This window comes from Rhodococcus sp. T9N (assembly GCF_024436645.1).
Taxonomy (GTDB): Bacteria; Actinomycetota; Actinomycetes; order Mycobacteriales; family Mycobacteriaceae; genus Rhodococcus_F; species Rhodococcus_F qingshengii.
The window spans coordinates 55807-76797 of record NZ_JAMSKS010000025.1; the positions used below are offsets into that span (position 1 = coordinate 55807).

Consider the following 20991-nt stretch of genomic DNA (forward strand, 5'->3'; position numbering starts at 1 on the left):
GAGTATCTCGGATTCAGGGGCTGAAGAACTCGAGTCGGCGGTGCAGGCGTGCGATCGACGGGTCCCCGATCGTGCGTCTGCCGTCGGTTCGGGCTTGGCTCGGGGTCATCCCGTAGAAGTCCTTGAACGCTCGCGCCAACTGGGATTTCGAGGTGAAGCCGCATCGCAGGGCCAACGCTTCGATCGTTTCGTTCGGCATCTCGGTTCTGGTCAATTCGCGGTAGACGAGTTCGAGACGCTTCCGCCGAATGACAAGAGCTATTCCGCCGTCGGATGCGAATGCGCGATAGAGCTGTGCCCGGGAGACGGACAATGCTGCGCACATGCTCGTCGGGCCGAGCCAGGTCTCCGAGAGATGCTCGGCGATGTAGGCGTACGCACGATCGCGGAGAGAGTGATCGGGCCGCGGCGACAGATCAGGTTCGGCGATACCCAAACTGACACGAAGGAGGGAAGCGACGACGTCCTCGTAGCCGGCCGCAGCATCGGGATCGAGATGCGGTAGCGCGAGTACGACCGATTGCATGCACTGAGCGAGCACGACGGCAGGAACTCCGCGCAGTACCGTCCCGTGTAGAGAACGACCCTTCGACTCGGCCTCGACGAGGGAACGCGGTGCGAGGAGCGTGATGGTGCGCCCTGTCGATTCCGCCTCCGCGTCGGCGGTCCAGGTACGCCCGAGGTCGAAGAATGTGACATCGCCTGGACGTGCGACGAAATCGACTCCGTCGGCGTTGCCGCTCAACTGCCCGTCGAGGACGACCTGGACCATGTATTCATCGTCGAGTCCGCTCTCGGCGATCAGCCGATTGTTTCGGGTGTACTTCTGTGCGTTGAAGGTAGTTTGACCGATCAACGAGGTTCCGATGGAAAGCGCTGTGATCGAGCCTTCGAGAGATGTGTCAGGGTCAATTCGGTCGGTGACGAAGAACGGACGTGTGACACTGCGCCAGAAGTCGTCGGCGTCCGCAGGATCGACCGATCGGGTCGACACGCGGATGCGGGCGGAATTCATCGACACGCGGGCATGATATGTCAGATCCCGCAGGTCGCAGTCACTCTCCCGCAAATAGACGTCAATAGTGACCGAGCCCACATAATGAGACAAATCGGGCGTATTTGTGAGACGGCCAGTGCTCGCGTGTCGCGGCGAAGCTGTCTATGTTGTTCGTTATGGGTGGACAGGTTGGGAGTTCGATGCTCGAACGAAATCTCGAGTTCGGCGGGGATCGACTGCTCGTTTGTCGGCCATCATGACGTCCACTTCGAATCGATCGCAGCTATCTCGAGCAAAGCGAAATCCTCGAGGAAGGGGCACGCTGCAAAGGCGGCTTGCCGGGCGTGGAGCCACGGCGATTCGTCCCCGCCTCCTCGGATTGATGGAACGCTCGGCGGGATTGACTGTCATCGATTCGCCACTTGGGTTCGGCAAGACGGAACTCGCCGCGTTGTGGCTCACGACTCTCGGGCAGGTGCCGAGCAGACCGGTAGTCTGGGTGCCGGCGCCATCGCATCGGATGACCCCCCTCGAGTACTGGAACACCGCGCTCGCAGTAATTCAGGATTCGCTGGAATCACTCGAGGCCCCGCCACGAATGCGCGAGGATCCAGTGGGCGCGATCGAATCACTCCTCGACTCGTCACCCGCACCATTCGTGTTGGTGTTCAACCGCATCGACCTGGTTGAGGGTGACGAGGTGGGACGCCGAATCGTGGATCTGATCGTGCGGCTTCCCGGATTGAAAGTAATCGTCACGCTGCAGGATCGGTCTGCGACGGACTTGCTCGAAGACGTCCGCGTGGACGAGTACCTGTGCGCGAACGACCTCAGATACACGCTCGACGAGTCCACCGTTCTGTTCGCGGAGGCAGGGATTCACCTTCCCTCGGGCATCGTCCATTCGATCTGTGAACGCGTCGCCGGCGTTCCCGTGCTGATGAAGGTTGCTCTGAGTGCGGTTGCGGGGCTGAGTGAACCGAGCCGTGGACGCGAACGCGTTCAGCAGCGAGTGGACCAGGCGATCCACGCGTACGTCAGTCGGACCGCTCCTCGGTCGGGCAAGTCGCTCGAGTTGTTCGACTTCGCGACTACGATCGCCGCTGCCCGCACGGTGACACCAGAGATCGCTCGTGTCTTGTCCGACGATCTTGACGTGGAGGGCAAACTGGACTTGCTCGAGTCTTTCGGTCTGATCTTCCGGAATGGTTTCGAGGGAGAACCGTCCTGGTACTTCGCGCCGTCAGTTCGACTGGCATTCATACAGATACGGGCCGAACAAGGGGATGGATTCGAAGATCCCTTCCAGGTACTCGTCGATCACGCTCTCGGGACTTCGGATATAGCCGGTGCCGTTCACTACGCCTTGGACGGACGCAAGTGGACCAGGGTGCTCGACATACTCGAGCGCCACTGGGCTGATCTTCTGGTCGATCACACCGGATTGGTCCGGACTGCGTTGCAATCCATACCCGGTGACGTACTCAGTTCGAACCCTTCGATTCTGGTGGGTCGTGACCTGCTCGAATCACGTCTGCGGCCGCAGTTGATCAACGGCGATTCATTACCGACGGAACCGGCGGAATTGCGTGCGATAGGTGGTAGTCCGCATGCGCACAGCTTGTTGAACGTCGGAACTGTCCAATCGGTGGTGCTGAGAACATCCGGTAAGTACCAACGCTCGACCGAGATCACGCGCAAATTGGCGCACGTCGTGTACGGACTCGGCGACGAGTCGTTGGGCGCGTTGGGGTCTCAACTGCCCGCCCTGCGGCTGATCTGGGGGGTCTCGCATCAATTGACCGGTGACCTCGGTGATGCCGCGGTGGAATTGCGACTCGCCTATCAAGGTGCGGTGCAACATGGTCCGGAGTTCGTCCTGCGTCACGCCGCAGGCAATGCCGCGCTCAACTCCGCGCTGATCGGGGACGTCGCGCACGCGACAGACTGGCTGCACCTGGAAAGCACACACCCGGACGTTTCGGGATGGTTGGGACCGCCCTCGCACATGGGGGGAGCGATCGCGCGGGCACTGGTGGCGTGCGACAGCGTGGACCTGCACGCCGGAGCTGCCGCGATGGACGCACTCGCCGAGGTCACACCGCCGGGCGACCTGTGGGCGTTCGCGGCCTACACTTACACCAGATTTGCACTGCTGCAATCGGACCCGTTCTCGGGGCTGATTTCCCTCCAGCGCGCAGTGGCAACGCACGGGCACGTGAATCCGTGTGAACGATCGCTCGGTGACGCGCTTCTCACCGCGGCACGTATCGATCTTCTGTTGGCGTCCGGGGAGGGTACCAAGGCGCTGGAAGAATCAGTCGCTGCGCCACATACGTTTGCAGTTGTCACGGTCTCCGTGGCGCGGACGCATCTTCTGACCGGGTCGCCGTCCCAGGCATTGGAATTGTGCCGCGAAATCGATTGGAGCGGGCAGTATCTCACGAGGTTTCGGCTCGAATCCCTGCTGATCGAATGCGCTGCTCTGTGTGAACTGGGCAGGATCCCCGCTGCCGCGAGTACATGGGAGGAAGCTCGCGGACTGCTCGAAACCTCCGGTGTCCTGTCGGCCCTGGCGACGATACCGCGTGATCTGATCAGGCAACTCGAAGATGGGGCCGAGGGCTCGAGCAGTGCCGTCGCGACCTTTCTCGAATCCGAAGCGGCGCAGATATATCCGGCGGCCATCGTTCGGGTCCAATTGACGAAACGGGAGATGGACGTTCTCGTGGAACTGGGTCTCGGCATTCCGATCGGTGAGATCGCGCGGCGGTTGTTCGTATCCAACAACACGCTGAAGAGTCACCTCCGAGCCTTGTATCGCAAACTCGGTGCGCATTCCCGGGAAGAGGCTGTCGCGGCAGCGCACCGACACAACCTCCTCGGCAGTGGGCAGGACTGATCGGCGTCAGTGCAGATTGCGCTCGGCGTAGACCTTCATCGCGTCACGGACCAGCGAAGCGGTGCCTTCTCCGTACTTGTCGTAGTTTGCAGTGAAGCGGGGATCGTCGACGTACATCTGGCCGAGTCCGGTGAAGGCGTCGGCGCTGGGAGTCCTTCCCTGCCAACCGATCTTTATCCACTCGAACTGTCTTCGGGTAATCGTCTGGACGTCGTCGCTTTCCGCGGACAGCCCCGCTGTCAGTGCTTTTCCGAATGCCGCTGCGATGTCGGCTTGAGATTGCAGATGAGCTTTACGGTCCTGCTCCGACATCGACCGCCACCAGTCGTCGCCGCTGGTGTAGGCGTCCTTGCCCCAACGCTCGATGACCTCGTCCTTGTATCGGGTGTGGTCGAACCCGTCGAAAACATCGTCCGGCATGAGTGATTCACCATTCTTCGTCTTGTTCAAGGTCCTGTTGACCGATTCGATCTGTCTCGAGATCCGCGTGCGCTCTTGCTCGAGGAGTTCGAGGTGCGTACGCAGTGCGGCGGCCGTATCGCGTTCGCCGGTGAGGACTTCGGCGATGGCCGGCAATCCGAGTCCGAGTTCCCGAAGTAGAAGGATGCGTTGCAGTCGCACCAGGGCGTCTTCGTCGTAGAAGCGGTAGCCGTTGGCGCCGATGCGACTCGGTTCCAGGAGTCCCAAATCGCCGTAGTGACGCAGCGTTCTGCTGGTGGTACCTGCGGATTTGGCGAGTTCTTGGATGGACCATTCGCTCACGTGGAGTTCCTACTCTCGGATCGGTTGTGCTCATTCAGCATGCAAGTTGACGTTGCGTCAATGTCAAGAAAGTTCTCGGTGTGCATTGGCGGGAACGTTTTATGTCCGTTTCGTCGTATCGCCACGAACGGGTCTCCAACTGATTGATTCGATGACCTAGGTCACGTGATTTGGCTCACAAATTGTCAATTTGAATAGTTGAACAAGCCTCTGTTGACGCTTTCACATACCTCGACCACGATCATCTGAACAGATCGAGTTACGCGGTTGTTGAAAATGCACGGTAGTTGAAATGCACTGCAGACGGAACGGTGGTCCACGATGACTGAACTGGTGTCGGGCGTAGCCCAGGCCAAGCCCTATGACCTCGATGATCGGTACCGGTCGGGATCGGGACCGGTGTTGCTGACCGGTGTTCAGGCAATTGCACGCGGCTTCGTCGAGCAGCACGTTCGCGACATTCGGGCAGGTAAGCGTATTGCCACCTTCGTCTCCGGTTACCAGGGCAGCCCCCTCGGTGGCGTCGACAAGATGCTTCACGGCATGCCCAAGGTTCTCGCCGAGCACGACATCACCTTCATCCCCGGCTTCAACGAGGAGCTCGCCGCCACGGCGGTATGGGGAAGCCAGACGGATCTCCCCGCCGGAACCGCGACCCACGACGGCGTGACCGGCGTCTGGTACGGCAAGGGCCCCGGCGTCGACCGCGCTACCGACACCATTCGCCACGCCAACATGTACGGCGTGAACCCCAAGGGCGGCGTCGTCCTCCTGGTGGGCGACGACCCCGCGTCGAAGTCCTCCACGGTTCCGGCCGTCAGCGAGCGCTCGCTTGCCGCAATGGGCGTGCCGGTTCTCTTCCCACGCAATGCCGAAGAGATCATCACGATGGGTATGCACGCCGTTGCTCTCTCGCGTGTCTCCGGTTGCGTCGTAGCGCTGAAGATCGTCGCCGACGTCGCAGACGGTGCCTGGACGATCGACGGCAGCATCGCGGACTTCGACATCGTGGTTCCGGAAGTGCAGTTCGAGGGCAAGCCCTTCGTCTACAAGCAGCGTCAGATGGCCGCGCCGCCGGACAGTGTCATCGCCGAGGCCGATCTGTACGGCCCGCGATGGGATCTTGTGCACGCGTACGGAACTGCCAACAACCTCGATGTGATCGAGGTCAACCCCTCCGGTGCGAAGATCGGTATAGCCGCCACCGGTACAACTTTCGACTCCGTCCGTCAAGCTTTGGCAGACCTCGGCGTCGATGATGCCGCGCTGCACCGCGCCGGGATCCGTCTCCTTCGCATCGGAATGTGCTACCCCGTCGTGGGCGAGAAGATAAAGGAGTTCGCCGAAGGCCTCGAGCAGATCGTCGTGGTCGAGGACAAGACCGCGTTCATCGAAGCTCAGATCCGGGAAGTCCTGTACGGCACCGACGATGCTCCTCGCATCATCGGCAAGCGTGACGGCCAGGGCCGTCTGCTCATGCCTGCCAGTGGTGAACTGACCGCAGGCCGGTTGCTCGCCCCGTTGCGCCGCGTACTGAAGCCGCACGTCGAGCTCAAGCGCACCCTCCCGGCCCCGCTGTCGCTCAACGTGCTCTCCGCCAAGCGAACCGCGTACTTCTGCAGCGGGTGCCCCCACAACCGTTCCACCGCTATTCCCGAGGGTTCCATCGGCGGCGGCGGAATCGGTTGCCACACACTCGTCACCATGTCCGGCCGTGAGGACAGCGCTGTCACCGGCCTGACGCAAATGGGCGGCGAGGGCAGCCAGTGGATCGGGCAGGCACCGTTCACCGACGTGCCTCACCTGTTCCAGAACATCGGCGACGGCACCTTCTTCCACTCCGGTCAGTTGGCTGTCCAGGCATGCATCGCCGCAGGCGTGAACATCACCTACAAGTTGCTCTACAACGAAGTAGTGGCGATGACCGGTGCACAGGACGCGGAAGGTGCCCTCTCCGTTGCTCAGCTCAGCCACAAGCTGACCACCGAGGGCGTCAAGCAGATCATCATCTGCGCCGACGAGCCTTCGCGTCACAACAAGCGCGCTCTGGCCAAGGGCACCAAGCTCTGGCACCGCGATCGCCTCGACGAGGCCCAGAAGGAGCTTCGCGAGATCAAGGGCGTCACAGTGTTGATCTACGACCAGCACTGTGCGGCCGACGCTCGTCGCCAGCGCAAGCGTGGCACGCTGCCCACTCGCAACACTCGCGTCGTCATCAACGAGGCAGTGTGCGAAGGCTGCGGTGACTGCGGTGTGAAGTCGAACTGCCTCTCGGTCCAGCCCGTGGACACCGAGTACGGCCGCAAGACGAAGATCGACCAGACGTCCTGCAACACCGATTACACCTGCATGGACGGCGATTGCCCGTCGTTCGTGACCGTCGAATTGGTACCGGGCAAGAAGGCTCCGAAGGCCGCACGTCCCGTCCCGCCCGTCGTCGCAGACCCCGATTTCGGACCGCTCACCAGCACGCAGAACGTGTTCCTCGCGGGCATCGGCGGCACCGGCATCGTGACCGTCAACCAGGTGCTCGCAACGGCTGCACTGCGCGCCGGCCTCGAGGTGGAGAGCCTTGACCAGATCGGACTGAGCCAGAAGGCCGGACCGGTTGTCTCGCACCTGCGTTTCAGCTCCAGCGCGCTCGAGCCGTCCAACCGCCTCACTCCGGGCAGCGCGGATTGCATCGTCGCCTTCGACCTGCTGACCGCGACGGACAACAAGAACCTCGACTACGGCAACGCCGAGAAGACGGTCTCCATCGCCTCGACGTCGCAGACGCCGACCGGAGACATGGTCTACGACAAGGCTGTTCGCTACCCCGAGGAGACGTCACTCCTCGCCCGTCTCGACAAGGTGTCGCGCACCCTGCGTTCGTTCGACGCACTCGCCGCTGCGCAGGAGTTGTTCGGTAACACCGCAGCGGCCAACTTCCTGCTGATCGGTGCTGCCTACCAGAGCGGTGGACTTCGTCTGCCGGCCGAGGCCATCGAAGAAGCGATCGGCATCAACGGCGTTGCCGTGGACGCGAACATCGCGGCATTCCGTTGGGGTCGTGCAGCAATTGCCGACACCGCAGCGTTCTCGGCCGTCACCACGCCGGCCAAGTCCGTCCGCGAACCCGTTGTCGCACCGGCTCACATGTTCGCCGGAACCACCTTCACCGGTGAAACCCTGCGACTGGTGGAACTGCGTGCAGCGCAGCTCATCGAGTTCCAGTCCGTCAAGATCGCCCAGCGTTACATCGATCAGGTTCAGGCAGTCTGGACCGCCGAACGTGCCGCAACCGAGCGGACCGATTTCAGCGAGGCTGTTGCCCGCGGCCTGTTCAAGTTCACCGCGTACAAGGACGAGTACGAAGTTGCTCGTATGCTGGTCGACCCCGCATTCATCGAGGACGTCAAGTCTCAGGTGCCGGCCGGGGAGAACCTGACCTACAAGCTCCACCCGCCGATCCTTCGAGTGATGGGCCGCAAGAAGAAGATCGGTCTCGGACCCAAGTCGCATGTTGCACTGAAGGTTCTGGCCAAGGGTAAGAAGCTTCGCGGTACCAAGCTCGACCCCTTCGGCTACATGCACGTCCGCAAGGTCGAGCGTGAACTGCTCGCCGAGTACGAGGCCATGATCGCTGACCTCTCTCGTACGCTCGCAACCGACGGATACGATCGCGCCGTCGAGATCGCGGCACTGCCGGACGTGGTTCGCGGTTACGAAGACATCAAGCTCGGCAACATCGAGCTGTACAAGACTCGCCTGCGCGAACTCGGTGTCGGTGAGTAGGAGCGCCGGCGAGTAGATCGAACAAGACTGTGCCCCAGTGACCGTCGTCGCTGGGGCACAGTTGCATTCAGGGCCTTCTCGGACCCAGGCAGGTTCAGGAGGGCGGGAACTGGCCGTCGGCAACCACGGCGCTGCCGTTCCACGTGAAGTTCACTATGTTCGGTCCGCCTTGGGGACAGCAGAATGCATCGTCGTCCAGCAGCCAACGGTATTGGACGGATACCGAATCCTTGTTGCTGTCGATGACGTGTGTGTACGAGTACGGCTCACTGGTAGCCGTGCCCAGGTATGTTCCGTCGTGGAAGAACAGGACGTGTGACTGGTAAGTCGCATCGCCGACGCCGTCGCCGTCCACCGAAACCCAGAGCAGGTCAGGACAATTCCCGATCTGTTCTTCGCTCGCGGATCTCGGTATCCAATTGCCCCCGTTGATGTCGGTGCCCAGCGTGCCGATGGCGTCGGTGACGAGCGAGGAGCCGACGTCGAGACAGGGACCCGAAGCGGGGATTGCTGTCGTAGTCGCCGTCGTGGATGCATTTGTGCGGGTGTTCGATTGTGGCGGGGGAGAGCTCGCTACCGTCGTCTCGGTTTCGTTTGCCGTCGATGTCGCCGACGCCGTTGAACTGGCTGCCGTGGAACTCGCCGCCGCTTCAGGTGTTCCTTCGGTCGACCCACAACCGGCGACCGTCAGGGCAGTGGCCGTCACCAGTGCAGCGGCTGCGACGGCGGCCGAAATCGGAGCTTTCCTGCGCATGCGTCCTCCAGAGTGTATGGGTTCACGTGTTCAAGTCCCTCCTTCGTTCTGTCGCCGGGCCGCATGCGTGCGTTATCGAACAACCGGTAACGATCAGCTATCGGACTCGGTGTTCCGTGCTTCGGTGCTCTTGGCCCCGGCCGCGTCGTATCGCACGGATCCAGCAACGACGGTCATCGCAATCTCTGTGGTCAGGAGAGAATCGACCCCTTCGGTGAACGGATCTTGTTTCAGTACGACAAAATCGGCTGCTTTACCCCGAACCAGCTGGCCGGTCACATCTTCCCACCGGCACGAGTAGGCAGCGTCGCGAGTTGCGTGAGCCAGCGCGTCCGCGAGGGGGAGTGCGTACTTCGGCAGGTTGGGTGCCAGTGACGGATCGATTGCGGATCGACGGGTGGTGGCGATGAACATGTTCGGCAGCGGCGGGTGGGGAGCGGTCGGAGCGTCCGAACCCAACGCCAGAACCGCTCCGGCCTCGGTGAATTCGGGCCAGGGGTACGCGCGATTGACCCGGTAGTCGCCGAGCATCGCCTGCCAGTTCTCCTGGATTGCAGGGTCAGCGTGAACCGGTTGCATCGAGGCGATGATTCCCAGGCGGGCAAGCCTTTCGACGTTGTCCCGGGTGATGGACTCCAAGTGTTCCATTCGGTGCCTGCGGGGAATGTCTCCGTTGGCGGCGATCGCGTACTCGAGTGCCGTCAATCCGATCTCCGACGCCTCGTCGCCGATCGCGTGCATCGCGATCTGCAGGCCTGCGGCGTCAGCGGCTGTCACGACGGGGATCAAGGACTCGAGATCCCAGATGGGCTCGGCGTTGGTGCCGTCCGAGTACGGCTCTTTCATTGCGGCAGTGCAGCTGTCGATCACACCGTCGATGATGATCTTGATTCCGGCGATACGGAGCCACGGACCTTGGACGCGCTCGTGGAGTTCGATCACGTCGTGAACTTGTCCGACGTTGTCGGCCTCGTTGTCCTCGCGGGTCATCAGCCAGTGAGCCGCGACACGCAGCGGCAGTGTTCCGTCTCCTGCGTCCAATGCTCTTTCCAGCGAGGCTAATTCGTCCGCGCCGAGTGCCATGTCGACCGCACCGGTCACGCCGTCCTCGAGATAGTGGCGGAAGGCGAGAGCGAGGGCGGCGTCCCGGTCTTCGTCGGATGCGAGCTCCGCCAGTTTCGGCCAGACGTAGAGCATCATGGCGGTCTCGTACAGCATTCCGGTGGCTTCTCCGGTGTCCGGATCCCGGCCGATACGACCGCCGATCGGATCGGGAGTGTCCGCGTCGATGCCGAGTTCTCGCAGTGCTGCAGTGTTCACCCAGACCGAATGTAAGTCGTTGGCGTCGAGGTACACCGGGCGATCGGGTACGACGGCGTCGATCATCTCTCGCGTCGGGTGCCCTCCATCCAGCGCGGAGAACAACCAACTGCGACCCAGCAGTCGTGGTGCGTCCGGGTTCGATTCCGCGAATTGCTTGATGCTGGACTGAATGTCGGCGAGATCGGCGGCATCACGCAGATCCAACTTCTGCAGCGCGAATCCCATCATCACCAAATGCGTATGGGCGTCGACGAAACCGGGTAGCACGACGGCACCTTCGAGATCGATCACCTCGGCGTCTGGAGCCAGGATATCGGCATAGACGGTTTCGCCCACGAATCTGAGCTTGTGGTCCTCGACGACTATCGACTCGGCCCATCCGTCGTCGGCAGCCGTGAAGATCTTTCCGTTGCGGTAGTGAGTGATGCTGTCATTCATGACTTCTACGTGATCCTTACGCGATGACGGTAGTAGTGATGGCGGCGCTGTGGTGACGATACGCACCTTCGGTATGTGCAGAGAGTCGGGAAACCAAGGCGAACGGGACCAGTAGAACGAAGCTGATCCCCGAGATGATGACTCCGAAGGTCGGATACCCGAGGCCGGCCGTCACCGAAGTTCCGAACAGCGGCGCGAACGCGGAGCCGATGAGGTAGGTGCCCAGTAGTGGCGCCGACCATCGGCCGGCCGCGTCGAGCGCGGCCGAGATGGCAACCAGGACGATGAACGTGGCCGCGTAGATCGTGTTCCAAGCGATGACCACTACCAGGTAGATCGTGGGATCGGTGGTGAGGCCGGCAGACAGCTTCAGAATTGCCCCGAGTATCAGTAGCACGGAGATCGATACTGTCCGACTGACCCGAGAACCCAACGCGGTCAAGGTAACAGCCGCGAGCACACCACCCGCCGTTGATGCGCTCAGTGCGAGACTCATTTGTTGATCCGAGAGCCCGGCGTGCTCGGAACCCATGATGCCGAGTACTGCCCACAACGAGTCCTCGCTGATCGCCCAGACTGCAAGCATCGCGAGAAATGCGGTTCCGGCAAAAGTGAGACGTTTCGCGCTGACCCCGGCGGGGAGAGCTGTGGTCGTATTGGCGGACTTCGCCATCTCCGGCGACTCTTTCACCGGGGACGACGGCAACCAGGTGACCGTTGCTGCGGTAGCCAGTGCCAGGACTGCGACGATGCCGAATGCGTTGGTCATGTGTGTGCCGAGGATGGGTATGAGAGCGAGGACGGCTGTGACGACGACACGGTTCACGAGGCCGCTGATGCTTGACGCCCGGTCCGGGTTCGTGAGCGCGGCCAGTGCCGCTCCGCCAACGGATGCGGATCCACCAGCGCCGATACCGCCGACGATGATCGCGGCGCATGCGATCGTCGTGGACGGTGCGATGGCCGCAACGCCGAATGCGGCTGCCATCGCGATCAGGCTGACGCGGCCGAGGAGATGGCGATGCCGGCCCGAGGCGATTCGGGTGGTGGCGAGGCAGGTGACGGCGCAGACCAGCAGCGATGCGGTCAGAACGGCACCGGCAGCGGATTCGGTGACACCGAGGTCCTCGACCATTGCCACGATCATCAGGGGGATGAGGTTCGCGGTAATGAACCCCATGACGCCGATACTGAAGACGGCAATACCGCGGTTGGCGGTGAGTGGAACCCGGTCGGACTGCGTATTCGTCGAAGCGTTGATCGGCACTAGGGCAACCCCATGTCCTGAAGGGGGTGGCTGAACCGACCCCTGGTGTCGTGATGCGAGTCACTTAATGAATGTGATTCGTTAAGTATGGGGATGAGCTCCGCCACGGTCAAGAGATCTAACGAATTTGATTCGTTAATTGTATGTTTCCGGATACCTGCTTCCGGAAAGTGGCGTCGCCGGTCTGTTTCCTGTTGTGAGGCTTATGCTTCCGCAATGGCTGAGATTGCGGAACGCACCCGCTACTTCGAGCGCTACGTCACTTTCATCGACGCGATTGTCGCCATTGCGATCACGCTGCTCGTACTGCCGCTGGTCGAACTCACCAGTGACCACCACGGCACCACGTCGGAACTCCTGCGCGATCACGCTGCGCAGTTCTATTCGTTCGCCCTGAGCTTTCTGGTGATCTTCCGTCTCTGGTGGTCGCAGCATCGGCTGCTTCGTTTTGTGGTCGACGGAGACAAGGTGGTTGTGCGCGGGCTGGGGTTGTGGGTGATGACCATCGTGTTCTTGCCATTTCCGACTGCGCTCGTTGCAGCGCCGTCGCAGGATCTCGGAACCAGGGCTCTCTACATCGGGACAATGGCAGCCAGTGCTGCGTGCCTGGCGGTGGTCGCGTGGGGTCTGGTTCGCAACCCCTCGTTGAGCGAAGAGAATGCGAAGCCGCATTTCACCGCTGAAATCGTCACTTTCCTGATCATGGTGGTGGCGCTGCTCGTCAGTGTGCTCGTTCCGGTGACATCGTACTTCCCGCTGCTTCTTCTCCTGCTGTCGACGCCGATCGAGAAGCTGTGGAACCGAGTGGCGGCGAAATGGAGTCGTGGTGAAGGTGACATGAGCTAGTCGGCGCGAGCGGTCATCGCGGATTTCTTGGCTTTGTTTCCGCAGATGTTCATCGAGCACCAGCGTCGGTTGTTGCCGCGACTGGTGTCGACGTAGAGGCCGGTGCACCCGTCGCCCTGGCAGGCTTTGACGCGGTCGTGGTCGGGTCCACCGAGCACCGCGATCGCGTCGGCAGCCACTATCGACAAAGCGTCGCGGATCGGATTGTCTCCGGCTGATTTCCAGAGGGCCCGGCCACTCTCGAGGACGAGGTGGGCATCACCGAGCTCGGATGCGGTGTTGACGATCCCGACATCGGCGCGTGAGACGCGGCGGTCCTCGCATACGGCGGTTCCGATGCGATGAATGGCCTCACGTAAATCCTGCGCGCCGCGGAGGTCGTCTTCTGTCGCGGTTGCGGGGGCGTCCATCAGATCGTTGGCGCGTAACCATAATTCGAGTCGCTGCGGGCTCGTGAGTCGTTCGAACCTCGAGCCGTTCCGATTGGTGAGGGTGGCGGTGAAGCGGAAGGCGAGCGTGTCGTTGTCGAGTCGAAACACGTCCCGAGCGGATTGATCAGCTCCTGCTTCGTTCACTTTCATCCTCCTTCGTGGCGAACCATCTCAACCGGTTCGACAGCAACTGTACCCGTGTGAGAGTCTTGAACCGTCTTAGATGGTTCAGCACTTTCGAGAGGGAAATCCATGACTTCTGTTTCCGTGGTCGGCTTGGGCGCGATGGGCCGTCCCATCGCTCGAAATCTACTGGGCGCAGGCTTCGACGTGACGGTGTGGAATCGCAGCCCTGAAGCGGTAGCCGAACTGGTCGAGGAAGGGGCGATCGGCGCGAAAACCGTTGCCGAGGCGTTCCAGTCCGGTGTTGTGCTGTCGATGTTGGCAGATGATTCGGCCGTGTCTTCGGCCATTCTGGATCCCGCCGTCCTCGCATCCGTTCCGAGTGGAACCGTGCACGTCAACATGGCCACCGTCAGCGTCGACCTTGCCAAGCGCGCCGCCGCACTGCACGCCGAGTACGGCATCGGGTACATCGCGGCGCCGGTGTTCGGACGCGTTTCTGTTGCTCAGGCTGGCCAGTTGAACATCATCGCCGCCGGCGACAGTTCCCTCCTCGAGCGAGTGCAACCCTTCCTCGACGTCATCGGTGCTCGCACGTGGCCACAAGGTGAGCGTCCGGAGCAGGCCAACATCGTCAAGATCATCGGCAATTACCTCATCCTCGCCGCGATTCAATCCTTGGGCGAGGCAATCACATTGGGGGAGAGGTCAGGTGTGGACGGAAGCCAACTCGTAGAACTGCTGACCTCGACGATCTTCCCGGGGCCGGTCTACTCCAGCTACGGAAACCTCGTCGCGACGCGTCAGTACGAGCCTGCAGGATTCACCACAGCTCTGGGCCTCAAGGATTTGAGGCTTGCGCTCGACGCCGCCGACAGCGTCGATCTGGATTTGCCGTTCGGTGGCGTACTTCGAGGCGTGCTCGCTCAGGCTCTGGCGAACGGTCAGGGCGAGATGGACTGGGCGTCTATTGCAGAACTGGTCCGTTCCGGCCAGTCGGGTGAAGGCAGTCCCGAAACACCGACGAGGTGAGCTCGAACTCGGACGGGACGGCGACTTCGGCACTGGCGGAGACCGATTCCGTCCGGACACTACCGCTGGCCGGGTTGTCGGCACTCGCAATGGCAGGCTTCATAGCGATCACAACCGAAACCATGCCGGCCGGACTACTGGTGCAGATCGGGTCAGGGTTGTCCGTATCAGTCTCCGGCGCAGGGCAATTGGTTACCGCGTAGGCATTGGGTTCCGTCGTCGGGGCGGTACCACTGATCGCATTGACCCGAGGATTGCGACGGCGTGCTGTCCTGGTGTCGGCGATTCTGGGGTTCGGTGTCTTCAATCTGGTGACAGCGCTTTCGTCGAATCTTGTTCTCACCTTGGGTGTTCGGTTTCTGGCCGGTATGGCGGCAGGTGTGGTGTGGGGGTTGCTTGCCGGGTACGCACGCAGGATGTCGCCCCCTCACCTGCAGGGGCGGGCCGTTGCGGTTGCCTCCGTCGGACAGCCGATCGCGTTGGCAATCGGCGTTCCGATGGGGGCGTGGCTCGGGACCCTGGCCGATTGGCGCGTCGTCTTCGCCGTGATGTCGGTTGCTGCGCTACTTCTGGTCGCGTGGATACTCACGGTGATGCCGGACTTTCCCGGGCAACAAGCGGATCGGCAGCTGCCGGTGCGGAAAGTCCTGGTCCTGCCTGGCGTACGACCGATTCTGTTTGTCGCGTTCTTGTGGATCCTCGCGCACAACATCGTGTACACGTATCTGGCGGCGTTTCTGGATCGCATCGGTTTCGGCGATCGGTTGGGAATCGTCTTGTTCGTGTTCGGACTTTTCGCCTTCGTGGGCATCGGTGTGGTCGGGGTGTTTGTCGACCGGGCCCTTCGAAGTCTCACCGTGCTGAGCTTGGTGGTCTTTGCCGCAGCTTTGACGGCGTTGGGCGTCGGCGGTGACAGCTTCGCAGTGATCGCACTCAGCGTTGCGGCATGGGGCGTGGCATTTGGAGGCGCTCCCACTCTCCTTCAGACTGCGCTCGCGGATACGACGGGCGACGCTGTGGACACTGCGCAATCGGTTTTCGTGACGATCTTCAATGCGGCGATCGCAGCGGGCGGCGTCGTGGGCGGGCTGATCTTGGCGGACAGGGGTGCGGGAGCGTTGCCGTTGGTTTCGCTGGTGCTGATCGTCGTCGGTGTTCTTGTGGCCAGTATCCGACAATTCGGACATAGCTTGTGATTCACTTCACGCATGCGAAAGTCATTGCTGGTGGTTGCGCTCGTTGCTACGTGGTTTGTCGCCGGAGCGATGCCCGCGGGGGCTGCGGATGCGAATTGGTCCGGTGATTACTCGCTCAAGCGTTTCGCCGCGACCAAGACGGGCACAAGTCTGGCCGCCAGCCAGTGGGAGCCGGATTTCTCCGATACATACACGTTCGAGACGGACTGCTCGAGCGGAGTCTGTATCGCCACAGTGGTCGGCGGTCCGGCTCCCGCCAATCCGACGTTGCCGCAGCCTGCGCGATACACCTGGGACGGAACCAGTTGGGTGCACCCCTATGACTGGGAGTGGGATTGCTACCAGGGGGAAGGCGTGCCCAAGGTGTGGGCACCGGCGCACTCCGAGGCGTATTACACACCTCAGCCCGATGGCAGTCTGAAAGGTTCGTGGCGTACCGACATCGCGAGTGGTCCCTGCGGGGGATCGGTGATCATGCACGTCGAGGCGTACCCGGTCGGTCGATCTACCGGATCCTTCGGTAGTTGAGAACGATCTGTGGCCCGAAGGTGTTGAAACAAATCTGAGCCCGCGGGAATTGATCGAGCCCCATGCACGTTAATTGAGTCAGTAACGCTCAACTTTCTGCAAGGAGGCTTCGGAATGCCAGCATTCTTCGGGCCCGAGGGTCCCGGTCGCATCGATATTTCCCGGCTCATGAGCAGGGCCACCCAGCAACTCATGGCTGACGCTGCACGTGTAGCGGCTGCTCGCGGTGATTCGGATCTCGATGCACTGCACGTTCTCCGCGTCATGGCGGAGCAGGATCCGGTCCGCACGCTCATGCAGCGCGCCGGAGCCGACCCGAAATCCGTGGTCGACGCCGTCGACCTGCGGCTGCCACAAGGCCGTGAGCAGGGGGGCTACTCTGCTCCTGCGCTCAGCAGTGCCGTGAAAACCGCTCTACTCGAGGCTCATCAACTGGCCCGAGCCCTGGGATCGACGTACATCGACCCCGAACATCTCTTCATCGCATTGGCCGGTGACCCCGATCATGTTCCGGGTCGTCTGCTCGCTTCGGCCGGCATCACGCCGGAGAAGCTGCAGGCAGCGGTTCAGAACCCTGCAGCCGGTCCAGTCGAAGAAGAGTCCACCACACCGACGCTCGACAAGTACGGCGTCGATCTCACCGATCGCGCCCGCAACGGCGGCGTCGATCCCGTGATCGGCCGCGCCGACGAGATCGAACAGACCATCGAGATCCTCTCCCGCCGCACCAAGAACAACCCGGTCCTGGTGGGTGAGGCCGGCGTCGGCAAGACTGCCATCGTCGAAGGACTGGCCCAGCGCATCGTCGACGGGGATGTCCCGGAATCGTTGGTGGGCAAGAAGATCGTCCAGCTCGAACTCTCGAGCATGGTCTCGGGTACCCGTTACCGCGGAGACTTCGAGGAACGGCTGACCAAGGTGATCGACGAGATCACCGCACACAAGGACGAGCTGATCGTCTTCATCGACGAGATGCACACCATCGCCGGTGCCGGAGGCGGCGCCGAAGGTGCGATGGATGCCGGAAACATCCTCAAGCCCAAGCTCGCTCGCGGTGAACTGCACATCGTCGGCGCCACCACGCTCGACGAATACCGCAAGAACATCGAGAAGGATCCCGCGCTCGAGCGGCGCTTCCAGCCCGTACAGGTCGGAGAGCCGTCGATCGAGGACGCAATCGCGATCTTGAGCGGACTGCGCAGTCGGTACGAGGATCACCACAAGGTGCACTACACCGACGAGGCGATCACCGCTGCGGTGGAGCTGTCGGCACGTTACATCGGCGACAGGTTCTTGCCGGACAAGGCAATCGACCTGATCGACCAGGCCGGCGCCAGGCTTCGCTTGAAGACGGCCACGGTAGACACCGCTGCGCTGCAGCAGCGTCTCGAGCAGCTCGAGAGCGACAAGGAGAAAGCCGTCGCCGACGAGTTGTACGAGAAGGCGTCGACCCTGCGTGACGAGATCAACGGCGTCGCAAAGCGTCTCGAGAAGGCAGGATCCTCGGTTCCTTCCGAGGAAACGCCGGACGTGACCGCTGAACAAATCGCCGAAGTTGTCGCTCGCGCAACGGGTATTCCGGCAAGCCAGATGACTCAGGCAGAGAAAGATCGCCTGCGCCGTCTGGAAGAGGAACTGCACGGTCGTGTCATCGGGCAAGATGACGCCGTTCGCGCAATCGCGCGTGCCGTGCGTCGTAGCCGGACCGGTATGAGCGATCCGGATCGTCCCGTCGGTAGCTTCCTGTTCCTCGGACCCACTGGCGTCGGCAAGACGGAGCTCGCAAAAGCTCTGGCTGCCACACTCTTCGGAGACGAGAACAAGATGCTGCGCTTCGACATGAGTGAGTTCGGTGAGAGGCACACGGTCAGCCGATTGGTCGGTGCTCCTCCCGGATACGTCGGCTACGGCGAGGCCGGACAGCTCACGGAACAGGTGCGTCGTAACCCGTACTCGGTGATCCTGCTCGACGAGATCGAGAAGGCACACCCGGACGTGTTCAACACCTTGCTCCAGGTGCTCGACGACGGCCGTCTGACCGACGGTCAGGGTCGGACGGTGGACTTCAAGAACACCGTCGTGATCATGACCAGCAACCTCGGCTCGGACATCATCTCGAGCAAGTCCGGTGGACTCGGCTTCACCACGGGTGACGCAGAGTCGGCGGAGAAGCCACTGCGCGACCGCGTGATGGCCAGGTTGCGCGAATCGATGCGGCCGGAGTTCCTCAACCGTATCGACGAGATCGTGATCTTCCGCAAGCTCGACACCGAGCAACTGCACCGGATTACTGATCTGCTGCTCGACGACAGCCGGAAGCGGCTGCAGTCCAAGGGCATCGAGATCGAGTTCACTGCCGACGCGGTGGACTGGATCGCCGAGCACGGGCATCAACCCGAGTTCGGGGCTCGCCCGTTGCGTCGTTCGATTCAGCGTGTGGTCGACGACAAGATCGCCGACATGCTGCTCGACGATCTCCTCGAAGAGGGCGGCAGTATCACCGTCGCGGTTGACGAGGGTGAGTTGGTGTTCAGCTAGGGGCACAGCCCCCTGTGAGCGGTTAGGGAGTCCCAGGACTCCCTAACCGCTCACAGGCGCGTAGCACCCAAAATCTCCGCCGCCAGGGCATCGTTATGCCGGAAGAACCCTGCATTGGTACGGGGACGAGGGAAAGCCGCCGACCAGTTATGGCCTGCAACCCACGGCCCGGCGGCGAAGCGGCGGGGATGAGCAGTGTTGTTCTGGTCGAGAATTCGTGAAGTACCGTCGACGGCGAGCTTCGCCGAACTGTCCACGGTCGCACGAAGTTCGACTGCCTCGCCCCGACGGTGAAGCGTCCGCAGGAGCGAGTCACCGCTCGCGCTGATGGAAGCAACCGGCAAGCGTGCTTCGACGAGGGTGTTCGCGGCCACGATGTCGGTGTGCGACGCGCTGCGCGCGACAAAGATCCCAGCCCCCGTTGCCGGGTCGATCTCGGTGGAGAACACCGAATCCGGCCCGAGGAACTGGACGATGCCCGCCTCGTTGAGGGCGACCAACTGTTCCAAACGCTCGGGCGGCGGACCACTGGCGATGAAGCTGAAGAACGAATGAAGCCAACCCTCGACGTCCTTGGCGACGGATTCGGCCGGGATTCTGCCGCGCCGCAACAATTCTCCGACGGTCATGTACGTCGACAGCAGCGCTGAGAAGACAGCCGCGTCGGCGCTGAAATACGGGTCCGACCTCCGCGCGACATCTGCCGAGATGTATTCGGTGATCCGGGACTGGACCTCGGCAAGCCCGTCGTAGCGCTCACCGCCGAGTGGGCGGTTCAGCCGCTCGAGATCGATACGGTCTTCCGGCTTCGGGACTGCGTTCTCGACCAGTTCCTGCAATCGAGGCGATCCCCAAGCCAGCGAGGCGAATTCGGCGTCGAACTCCTCCCAGGTGCCCACTGTCCGATCCGGATGAGATGCGAACAGCTCGTAATAGTGGGCGCCTGCCAGTTCTTTCGACGCCAAGGGCCAGATGTCGTTTCGGAAATCCAACGGTCCGTCGCCGGGAACGAGATCAGCGGTGAAGAACCGCGGTAGCGGTGGCCGCGCGTCAGCGATCGAGTACGAAATCTTGGAATGATACGGCACTCCGCGACGAGATCCGGCATACAACAGGGGTTCCCGACCCGAGGGAGCGTAAGTGAGGACGCCGTCTTCACCGCGTTCGAAGATGCCGCCACGGCTCTCGGCGAGGAGAACCATCCAGTCGATGAAAGCCAGCCCGAGTCCGGCGATCAGAACCGGTTCGCCTTCGGGAATGACATCGGCGTCGAGATCGGCAGTGTAGCCCGGACCCACATACGTCAACCCGTGATCGGACGCGAAGCTGGTCAGCGCGGTTTCGCGTGGGGCAGGCAACGCATCGGGGTGCCCCTGTGCGAGAAGGACGGTCGTCGCGTCGATGACAGCTCCGTCGTCCAGATGAACTGTCTGTGTCTCGCCGACGTTCACGATGTCGACCACGGATCGTCGATGAACTCGAACGTCGACGTGCGCTGGCGCGGAGTCGACTGCAGTCTCGAACACCCAGTTCAGGTATCGGCTCTGCAGTGACCTCGATGCAAACGACGACGGGGTGAGCGTCGGAACTTCTGCTGCGATTTCTGGGAATTCGGCAAGCTCAGCCGAGCGCTCGGCGACCCATTCCGCGAGGGTCGGACCCGGCAGCACCGGGCCGATCACGGCGGTGGTCTCGTCGGTGAACATCGTGACGTCCGCGGTTGTCGAATTCATCCACAGAAGCGGCGCCTGGCTGCCTCGCCAAATACGGCCGGCGCCTGCCGGATACGGGTCGACAACGTGAATGTCGATCGGTGTGGGATCGGCGTTCACCGATTCGTGAGCGAGGATCCGCTCGAGTACGCCGGTCCCGCGGGGTCCACCGCCCACGATCACGATGACAGCTGCTGTCCCCACTGAGGTACGGGGTCGATCGCCTGGCACGAGTCCTCCATCGGACCTGGCAGAAAGCACCCGCACCTCAGCAGAGGGGGTTGCTGCGACGTCACGGAGCCAGGACTCTCGATCGCTCTGGATGGTTAGTCCAGCTTATCTTCGGAGAATCGTGAGGCAAGGAA

15 protein-coding genes are annotated in these 20991 nt (G+C 62.1%); 8 read left to right on the forward strand and 7 right to left on the reverse strand.

Annotation, left to right across the window (positions count from 1 at the left end; translation table 11 throughout):
* Positions 1–13: 13 nt before the first annotated feature.
* A complete protein-coding gene (locus M1L53_RS28835; protein ID WP_228402298.1) occupies positions 14–1015 on the reverse strand; it encodes a helix-turn-helix domain-containing protein in 1002 nt (333 codons plus the stop codon).
* A gap of 364 nt (positions 1016–1379) precedes the next feature.
* Between M1L53_RS28835 and M1L53_RS28840 the strand changes: the two genes are divergently transcribed.
* Positions 1380–3899, forward strand: a complete 2520-nt coding sequence (locus tag M1L53_RS28840; RefSeq protein WP_007733956.1) for a LuxR C-terminal-related transcriptional regulator — start codon at positions 1380–1382, stop codon at positions 3897–3899.
* A 6-nt stretch (positions 3900–3905) separates the two neighbouring features.
* On the opposite strand, the gene M1L53_RS28845 is transcribed toward M1L53_RS28840, so the two are convergent.
* Positions 3906–4661 (reverse strand): MerR family transcriptional regulator, encoded by a 756-nt coding sequence (locus M1L53_RS28845; protein WP_054188913.1) that lies wholly within the window; start codon positions 4659–4661, stop codon positions 3906–3908.
* Between the two features lie 321 nt (positions 4662–4982).
* Between M1L53_RS28845 and M1L53_RS28850 the strand changes: the two genes are divergently transcribed.
* Positions 4983–8438 carry an indolepyruvate ferredoxin oxidoreductase family protein gene (locus M1L53_RS28850; RefSeq protein ID WP_042921773.1) on the forward strand — a complete coding sequence of 1152 codons (3456 nt, stop codon included), beginning with the start codon at positions 4983–4985 and terminating at the stop codon, positions 8436–8438.
* A 94-nt stretch (positions 8439–8532) separates the two neighbouring features.
* On the opposite strand, the gene M1L53_RS28855 is transcribed toward M1L53_RS28850, so the two are convergent.
* The 3 genes from M1L53_RS28855 to M1L53_RS28865 form a co-directional block, all read right to left on the reverse strand.
* Entirely contained in the window at positions 8533–9192 is a 660-nt protein-coding gene (locus M1L53_RS28855) for an LppP/LprE family lipoprotein (protein WP_003940243.1), read from the reverse strand.
* A gap of 93 nt (positions 9193–9285) precedes the next feature.
* Positions 9286–10953 (reverse strand): amidohydrolase, encoded by a 1668-nt coding sequence (locus M1L53_RS28860; protein WP_054188912.1) that lies wholly within the window; start codon positions 10951–10953, stop codon positions 9286–9288.
* 16 nt (positions 10954–10969) lie between these two features.
* Positions 10970–12220 (reverse strand): MFS transporter, encoded by a 1251-nt coding sequence (locus M1L53_RS28865; RefSeq protein ID WP_047271024.1) that lies wholly within the window; start codon positions 12218–12220, stop codon positions 10970–10972.
* Positions 12221–12436: 216 nt separating this feature from the next.
* On the opposite strand from M1L53_RS28865, the gene M1L53_RS28870 reads away from it, so the two are divergent.
* A complete protein-coding gene (locus M1L53_RS28870) occupies positions 12437–13066 on the forward strand; it encodes a TMEM175 family protein (RefSeq protein ID WP_054188911.1) in 630 nt (209 codons plus the stop codon).
* Here M1L53_RS28870 and M1L53_RS28875 read toward each other — a convergent pair.
* The gene (locus tag M1L53_RS28875; RefSeq protein ID WP_185744471.1) at positions 13063–13647 is read right to left on the reverse strand and encodes an ABATE domain-containing protein; all 585 of its coding nucleotides are present in this window, start codon (positions 13645–13647) and stop codon (positions 13063–13065) included. The two genes, M1L53_RS28870 and M1L53_RS28875, sit on opposite strands and share 4 nt — an antisense overlap.
* Before the next feature lie 102 nt (positions 13648–13749).
* Here M1L53_RS28875 and M1L53_RS28880 point away from each other — a divergent pair, with 102 nt between their 5' ends.
* From M1L53_RS28880 to M1L53_RS28900, 5 genes are all read left to right on the forward strand, one after another.
* A complete protein-coding gene (locus tag M1L53_RS28880) occupies positions 13750–14652 on the forward strand; it encodes an NAD(P)-dependent oxidoreductase (RefSeq protein WP_003939725.1) in 903 nt (300 codons plus the stop codon).
* Positions 14649–14855: a hypothetical protein gene (locus M1L53_RS28885; RefSeq protein WP_232319122.1), complete on the forward strand. Its 207-nt coding sequence runs from the start codon at positions 14649–14651 to the stop codon at positions 14853–14855. The genes M1L53_RS28880 and M1L53_RS28885 overlap by 4 nt, the downstream gene beginning before the upstream one ends.
* Before the next feature lie 3 nt (positions 14856–14858).
* Positions 14859–15848: an MFS transporter gene (locus tag M1L53_RS28890; protein ID WP_256931578.1), complete on the forward strand. Its 990-nt coding sequence runs from the start codon at positions 14859–14861 to the stop codon at positions 15846–15848.
* Between the two features lie 12 nt (positions 15849–15860).
* Positions 15861–16376 carry a hypothetical protein gene (locus tag M1L53_RS28895; protein WP_054188910.1) on the forward strand — a complete coding sequence of 172 codons (516 nt, stop codon included), beginning with the start codon at positions 15861–15863 and terminating at the stop codon, positions 16374–16376.
* A gap of 114 nt (positions 16377–16490) precedes the next feature.
* Positions 16491–18914 (forward strand): ATP-dependent Clp protease ATP-binding subunit, encoded by a 2424-nt coding sequence (locus tag M1L53_RS28900; protein WP_054188909.1) that lies wholly within the window; start codon positions 16491–16493, stop codon positions 18912–18914.
* A gap of 50 nt (positions 18915–18964) precedes the next feature.
* Here the strand turns inward: M1L53_RS28900 and M1L53_RS28905 are convergent, their stop codons facing one another.
* On the reverse strand, positions 18965–20857 hold the full coding sequence (locus tag M1L53_RS28905) for an FAD/NAD(P)-binding domain-containing protein (protein ID WP_231782477.1): 1893 nt from the start codon (positions 20855–20857) through the stop codon (positions 18965–18967).
* Positions 20858–20991: the final 134 nt, after the last annotated feature.